Here is a 2,524-nt window from a genome sequence, read left to right as displayed (position 1 = left end):
AAGTTTACGAACTTCGCGGTTAATCGGGACACAGGGAGGAACTAAACGATGGCAGATGTACGTTACTACGGAACAGGCCGCCGCAAACACTCGGTGGCTCGCGTTCACCTCGTTGCAGGTGACGGTAAAGTTGTTGTAAATGGCCGTGATATCTCAGAATACTTCGGTCATGAGACTTTGATCATGATGGCTAAATCACCACTCGTATTGACTGAAACAGAAGGTAAATACGATGTAATCGTTAACGTTAACGGTGGTGGATACACTGGACAAGCTGGAGCGATTCGCCACGGCGTATCACGTGCGCTTCTTCAAGCGGACCCAGAATTCCGTCCAGGCCTCAAAGAAAAAGGCTTCTTGACTCGTGACGCACGTATGAAAGAGCGTAAAAAATACGGTCTTAAAGCAGCACGTCGCGCACCACAGTTCTCGAAGCGTTAATCTTCGGGCAAGTTGGTCTTTTACTCTCCCCCTTTCTGGGTGGAGAGTTTTTTTGTATGCAATTTACCGATTTCTGTTTCATCAAGAAAACGCTTTTTTTGATATACTGTTAGCGAGACAGAAATTAGGGGGAAATGACATGCTTACAGTCGAACAAGTTCGTGAAGAATTGGCGGGGTTAGTCGATCCGACGATTAACCGTACGCTTGGTGATACAGCTGGTGTGAAAGATGTCCGCATCAAAGAAGATTATGTGAGCGTGAAAGTGGCGCTCGGTCAGACCGGGAGCGGGGAACAGTTACAACTGCAACAAGAGATCGTGACGCTCTTAAAAGGCAAAGGCTTCAAGACGGTCGGCCTTCGCTTCGAAGCGCTCAACGACGAGAGTCTGAAGGAAGCGACGAAGCCGGCCATCCTGCGTGAAAACTCAGGGACGACGTTTATCGCCATCGCCTCAGGTAAAGGCGGTGTCGGCAAATCGACCGTATCCGTCAACTTGGCGGTCGCACTCGCGCGTGCCGGTAAAAAAGTCGGATTGATTGATGCGGACATTTACGGTTTCAGTGTGCCGGACATGCTCGGGATTGAAGAACGTCCGGTCGTGCGCGGAGAGAAGATTATCCCGGTCGAGCGGTTCGGTGTCAAAGTCATCTCGATGGGCTTCTTCGTCGAGGACAATGCGCCGGTCATTTGGCGGGGGCCAATGCTCGGGAAGATGCTCAATAACTTCTTCAATGACGTCGAGTGGGGTGATCTCGATTACCTGCTCCTCGATTTGCCGCCAGGAACGGGTGACGTCGCGCTCGACATCCACTCGATGCTCCCAGCTTGTCAGGAGTTGATCGTGACGACGCCTCACGCCACGGCAGCGTTCGTCGCGGCCCGTGCCGGTGCGATGGCGATTAAGACGAACCATAAAGTACTCGGCATCATCGAGAACATGGCTTACTTCGAGAGCAAGGTGACAGGCGAGAAAGAATACGTCTTTGGTTACGGTGGTGGGGAGAAATTGTCTGAAGCGTTGAAGAGTAAGCTGCTCGCCCAAATCCCGCTCGGCCAACCTTATGACAATGAAGAAGACTTTGCGCCGTCGGTCTACCGTGACGGCCACCCGTTTGAAGCGACTTACGATGAATTGGCACAAGCGGTGATTGAACAAATAGAAGGGTGAATGGTTAACAGATGAAAGTACAAGGTTTTTTACGGTTGTTTTGGACAACACTCGTCTTCGGGACATTATTTGGGTTCGTGATGAACTTGTTGGCGAACCCGGGTTATTTAGTGAGCCAGTCATGGGCCGCCATCGTGACGGCACTCAGTTATTCAAGCACGTGGACCGGAATCAGCATGATGGGCTTTTTTGCTTATTTGATCGTGCATCGTGTCGGACTGGATTTATTTCGTGGACCGAGGCTTTGGAATCGTGTCCAAGTGCTCTTGATCGCCTTCGCTTTATTTGATGCTGTCTACCTTCGTATGCTTGCGTTTAGTAACGATCATATGTGGCGCTATATCGGAGAGATGGTCGTGTTAGTCATCGTCTCTTGGATTGTCGCGACGAGCAAGGCGAGACAGACGAATGCGAGTGCGTTTATCCCGACCCTCTTCTTGATGATTGTCATCACGTTGATTGAATGGATTCCTGCGCTTCAAACGACAGATGAGGTCGCGCTTCTTTGGCCGGCCTTAGCGACGCTTGTGTTCGCGAACGCGTATCAAGTGTTGATGTTGCATCGGTTCCAGGCGCCTGTTGAGGCACCGGTCGAGGCGCGTCAGCCAAAAGGTTCGAAAAAACGTGTCACGTCAAAGTCGTCTTAACTGAAAAATCGAGAAAGGGGAACGTCCGACTGGACGTTTCCCCTTTTTTTGCTACAGGAATGATCAGGCGAAAGAAATTCAAAAAACAATAAAGTTTTTTTAGAAAAACAGTTGACGAATATTAGGGGCGCTGATATATTAATAAACGTCGCTGCTGTTCCTTTCGGAACATCAGAAAGTAAGTGAAAAAAATAATAAAAAGTGATTGACTTTCACAAGTCGAATCGCTATTATTAAAAAGTCGCTAACACGACAACGAATTGGT

3 protein-coding genes are annotated in these 2,524 nt (G+C 49.4%); all 3 read left to right on the top strand.

All coding sequences use genetic code 11. The features are described from left to right. Positions 1 to 48 precede the first annotated feature (48 nt). The 3 genes from rpsI to DI14_RS08450 all read left to right on the top strand — a co-directional run bounded on the left by rpsI (position 49) and on the right by DI14_RS08450 (position 2,259). Positions 49 to 441 (top strand): 30S ribosomal protein S9, encoded by a 393-nt coding sequence (rpsI, locus tag DI14_RS08460; RefSeq protein WP_034807525.1) that lies wholly within the window; start codon positions 49 to 51, stop codon positions 439 to 441. A 139-nt stretch (positions 442 to 580) separates the two neighbouring features. Next, positions 581 to 1,612 carry an Mrp/NBP35 family ATP-binding protein gene (locus tag DI14_RS08455; RefSeq protein ID WP_034807523.1) on the top strand — a complete coding sequence of 344 codons (1,032 nt, stop codon included), beginning with the start codon at positions 581 to 583 and terminating at the stop codon, positions 1,610 to 1,612. 11 nt (positions 1,613 to 1,623) lie between these two features. After that, positions 1,624 to 2,259, top strand: coding sequence for a KinB-signaling pathway activation protein (locus tag DI14_RS08450; protein ID WP_034807521.1), 636 nt, complete (start codon positions 1,624 to 1,626; stop codon positions 2,257 to 2,259). The last annotated feature ends 265 nt before the right edge of the window (positions 2,260 to 2,524 follow it).

It is taken from the genome of Exiguobacterium sp. AB2, from assembly GCF_000696055.1.
Lineage (GTDB): Bacteria > Bacillota > Bacilli > Exiguobacteriales > Exiguobacteriaceae > Exiguobacterium > Exiguobacterium alkaliphilum.
This window is presented reverse-complemented; position numbering and strand designations above follow the sequence as displayed.